This window comes from Pelatocladus sp. (genome assembly GCF_059505505.1).
In genome coordinates, this window is sequence record NZ_JCACKS010000151.1 from 1 (window position 1) to 4,479 (window position 4,479).

At 37.6% G+C, this 4,479-nt stretch carries 3 protein-coding genes and 1 pseudogene; 3 read left to right on the forward strand and 1 reads right to left on the reverse strand.

The features are described from left to right. Nucleotides 1–54: 54 nt before the first annotated feature. The 3 genes and pseudogenes from AC5JMK_RS12675 to AC5JMK_RS12685 all read left to right on the forward strand — a co-directional run. Nucleotides 55–423: pseudogene (locus AC5JMK_RS12675) on the forward strand (Uma2 family endonuclease); the annotation flags it as partial. An 86-nt stretch (nt 424–509) separates the two neighbouring features. Next, complete coding sequence (gene dcm / locus AC5JMK_RS12680; RefSeq protein ID WP_096673973.1) at nt 510–1,883, forward strand: DNA cytosine methyltransferase; 1,374 nt, start codon at nt 510–512, stop codon at nt 1,881–1,883. A 14-nt stretch (nt 1,884–1,897) separates the two neighbouring features. Continuing rightward, complete coding sequence (locus AC5JMK_RS12685; protein ID WP_495910238.1) at nt 1,898–2,581, forward strand: TdeIII family type II restriction endonuclease; 684 nt, start codon at nt 1,898–1,900, stop codon at nt 2,579–2,581. Between the two features lie 383 nt (nt 2,582–2,964). Here the strand turns inward: AC5JMK_RS12685 and AC5JMK_RS12690 are convergent, their stop codons facing one another. Beyond that, a complete protein-coding gene (locus AC5JMK_RS12690; RefSeq protein ID WP_096673979.1) occupies nt 2,965–4,326 on the reverse strand; it encodes a PrsW family glutamic-type intramembrane protease in 1,362 nt (453 codons plus the stop codon). Nucleotides 4,327–4,479: the final 153 nt, after the last annotated feature.

The window sequence follows — 4,479 nt, forward strand, 5'->3', positions numbered from 1 at the left end:
GCTAGCGGGGCATTATACCTTATTTGTTTTCCTTTTTTTGTTTAAGTCCCGTTAGGAATTGTTTTCGACTCCTCTACTTGTTTCAAACTCCCCGATGGTGCAGATCGTTCTCCAGATGCTGCTTGGATAAAATTAGAGCATTGGAATACTCTTACTCCTGAGCAAAAAGAAAAATTTCCGCCTATCTGTCCTGATTTTGTCATTGAATTACTTTCACCCAGTGATAGTTTGAAAGTGGCTCAAGAAAAGATGAGAGAATACCGAGATAATGGTGCTAAATTGGGTTTCTTGATTAATCGTAAATCTCGGCAAGTGGAGATTTATCGAATTGGGAAAGAAGTTGAAGTTTTAGAATCTCCTGTTAGTTTGTCAGGAGAAGATGTTTTGCCAGGGTTTGTGTTGAATCTTGAAACTATTTGGTAATGCGTTTGATGTCAGAAGAAGACGTTTTGCTAGGTTTTATGTTAAATATTGATATGATTTGGTAGATAGTGACGTTTGTCAAGCACATGGAAACAGATACTTATGCTCAACAATTAGAGTTATTTCAATTATTTCAACCGACAAATGTCATCAGTTGCCAAACTAAATTTACATTTGTAGACTTATTTGCCGGCATAGGCGGATTTAGAATTCCTCTGGAAGAGTTAGGAGGAATATGTTTAGGCTATTCAGAAATTGATAAAGAAGCTATTAAAGTTTATCAAAAAAACTTCATTCGTGATGTTAATGCAAACGAAGCATATTTAGGAGATATTACCAAGCTAAATAAACTGCCTTTTGAAATAGATGTTTTGGTTGGGGGAGTGCCTTGTCAACCTTGGTCTATCGCAGGTAAATTACAAGGTTTGGATGACCCAAGAGGTCAGTTATGGATTGATGTTTTTAGAGTAGTAAAAGCTAATCAACCAAAGGCATTTATATTTGAAAATGTCAAAGGATTAACGGAACCTAGAAATAGAACAAGCCTGGAATATATACTTAATCATCTTACAGAAGCTGGGTATGTAGTTAAGTATCAGGTTCTAAATTCATATGATTTTGGTTTACCTCAAGATAGAGATAGAATCTTTATTGTTGGTATTAGAAGTGAGCGAGAAAACTGCTGGGGTTTTACATTTCCTAAACCAATAGATCAACAGCCAAAACTTTATGATGTGATTCCTGGAATTCAACGCAGTAATTATCTTAAAAAGAAATTTCCACCAAAAGTGTTATTTATTGATGGTAAAATTCCAGCTTATCGAGGGAGATTCCAAAAAATAGATGAATTAAACGATTTTTTTATCTTTACTGATATCAGAGATGGACATACAACAATTCATTCTTGGGATCTAATTGAAACAACAGCAAGAGAAAAATTCATTTGTCAAACTATTATGAAAAATCGAAGAAAAAAGATTTACGGACAAAAGGACGGTAATCCTTTAAGTTTTAAAATCTTAGAAACTTTGATTTCTGGTTTAAAAGCAGAAGAACTTGATATTTTAATTACTAAAAAAATTCTGCGCTTTGTTGAAGGTAAAGGTTATGAATTTGAGAATTCTAAAATTTCTTCAGGAATTAACGGAGTTTCTAAAGTATTCTTGCCCCATGCGGATGCTATCGCAACTTTAACAGCAACTGGAACCAGAGATTTTGTAGCTACAATATCTCTAGAATGTCAAGAGCCAGAAATATATAAGCAAGTATTTATTGAAGAAATATATAAAAAGAAGAAATTTAAACCTTTAACTGCACAAGATTACGCCAGACTGCAAGGTTTTCCGGACTGTTTTCAAATAGCAGAAAACGAGACAACTGCAAAGCATCAATTTGGTAATGCGGTTTCTATCCCTGTTGTATACCATTTGATGAAAGCTTTACTCCAAATAATTTTATAGTTTTAACTTTACAAATGCCAGCTATTAGTTTTAAAACTCGTGCAGAAATTAAAGGTTATCTAGAAGGATTTATTGAAGGTCTTGTAGATGAGTACAAGGGACGTGAAATAGTAAAACCCAATAACGCAGCAGAGTATTTATCAAGATTTTCAGCAAATGGAGAATTAAAGCCATTTCAAGCAGCACTTATTCCACCAGAATTAATACGTATCAATCAGTTTGAAAGAGGCTTGAGTACTAAATTAGGAAATTCTTTTGAAGAGTGCGCTCGTTTAATTGCTCTTGAACATCATCAAGAGGTTCGCCGTACTTATGATATCAAGGCAGAGGTCAGTGTTACAGCTTTTGCAGAAGCAGAAAGACAGAAAGAAAATTATGAATCTGCTGTTAATAGAGGACAAGCTAAACCATCTTTAGAACAAATGATAACAGCAGTTTTGAATACTCGACACTCAGATGATTTAGAAACAAAAAAGGTTCGTGCTGATTTATATATCCTTGCCAACGACGGCAAAGAATTCTTATTTGAGATTAAATCTCCCAAGCCAAATAAGGGACAATGTTTGGAAGTTACACAGCGCCTTTTAAGATTTCACTTGCTGTTAGGGAAAAAGCGCCCACAATTACAAGCTTATTATGCTATGCCCTACAATCCTTGGGAGCATCCCAATTTTTTCAATATACCGCGCTTGGGTTAAAACCCATAGCTAATAGCACAAGTCGTCTGAAGACGACTTAAATACAGCGCTTTGCATTTAAGTATACCCTCCCCAACCCTCCTTTCAAGGGTAGGGATTTTGTATTTGGTCATTTTTTGACTATTTCAGCCGATTTAAGAATCCGGAAACGACCAAACCACGTTGAACATTTGAGAATTTTCTCAACTATTTTCGCTCTGCTAAAAACCCTACCCATGAAAGCCCCATGCGCGTAGCGCGGGTGAGGTCCTTCTGTACCTCATGTTTGTTGAAATCTGCTGTAAATCAAATAGTCTGCTTTAAGCAGACTTTCTTTCACTATGAGATTGCGATTTCAATCGCAGGCGGTTTTTTGAAAATTTGGGATGCTCCTCATTTATTGATTATTTAAAAAAGCGAGTCGCGAAATTCTGCTCACGCGTCGGTGATAAAGTTCGTGCTTTGATAATTGCTGTCACCAACAAAGCGTAAGATATTCCCCCGACTACTACCAACAACCCTAAAACAAACACTCCCAACGAACCCGCAAGTCCGGCGCTGCTATTCCATAAACCGTGTAGCCCAGAAGCACTAAGATACCCTATGGGTATAATTCGTGAAGCTAGACGCGGCTTAAGAATACCTAAACCAATACAATATCCAAACCAGCCACTCCAAGCCATATGTCCTGCAACTTCGCCTATTATTCGCGGAATCAGTAACTGCAAACCTGCTCCCAAAGCCGCTTCTGTTCCCATATCTTGAGCCACTTCTGCAATTCTACCAGGCACATATTGACCCAAGGTTTCAAATAAAGTAAAGCCCACTGCTGAAGCTGCACCTAGCAAAATTCCATCTAAGGGTTCCCAAACACCGATCCGTTCTCGCTTGGGAGATGCTAGAGATTTGCCAATCAAATAACATCCGATGATGGGTAAGGCTTTGAGTAATTCTTCTAGTAACCCAGCACCAAAAAAGAAGCGAATAAATAACTCCGGGAAGCTAAGATTGCTGGGATCTTCAGGTATGCTTCCTGGTAAAATACCACGAAACACAATGATGAAAAGATCCAGTATCGGACTGAGCAAAACTACCATTGTGGTTATGGTTGAAGCAATGAGTACCCACCAAGGTTTAGGTTTGCCACATAATTGGTAGATAAAATACAAAGTTGCCCCAGCCAAATAACTTCCTAGTAATATTTGATATAAATAACCTTGAACAAAAAACAGTAGTACTACAAAGACAACAGTAATAATTCCTGGCACTAAGTACGCTTTACGAGTCAAATCTTTGGGTGCAGACAGAAGCGGGATTAGTTGCGACAAGCTAGTGTCGTCATTGTTACTGGGTGAAGGTGGTGAATAGTTATACGCTGCTGTCGTTTTTGGGTATGCTGGCTGTGGTGTCCCTACAGGCGGTTGGGGATTGTACTGATACTGATGCTCAAAAAAGAATTGTGGACCGTTACTTCCAAGAGTAATGCGATCGCCATGTTGCAGTTCTTGACACCCCTGCAAAATCTGCCCATTTAAATAAGTTCCATTCGCACTACCGAGATCACAAAGTAAAAAGCTAGTTCTGCCATCTGGTGTTGGAGATGGGCGAATTGTCGCATGACGCCGCGAAACCATCGTGTAAACATTGGAATCTAGGAGTATTTGACAACTGTTAGGGTCACGACCCAGCACCATTTCACCAGTAGTCAGCAGTGAATAAGAATACTCTTCACTACCAGCAACCATACGTAGAAATGCATTACTCATTAGGCTATTCCTCTAACCAGCCAATAGTAATTATTTATACACATAAAACATTAATTCTTTACATCAAAGGTGTAAAAAATATAGTAGGTTTTTAAACATTAAGCTGTTCAGCATTTAAATTGGGTATAATAAAAAGCCGAATTCAGTAAAAAA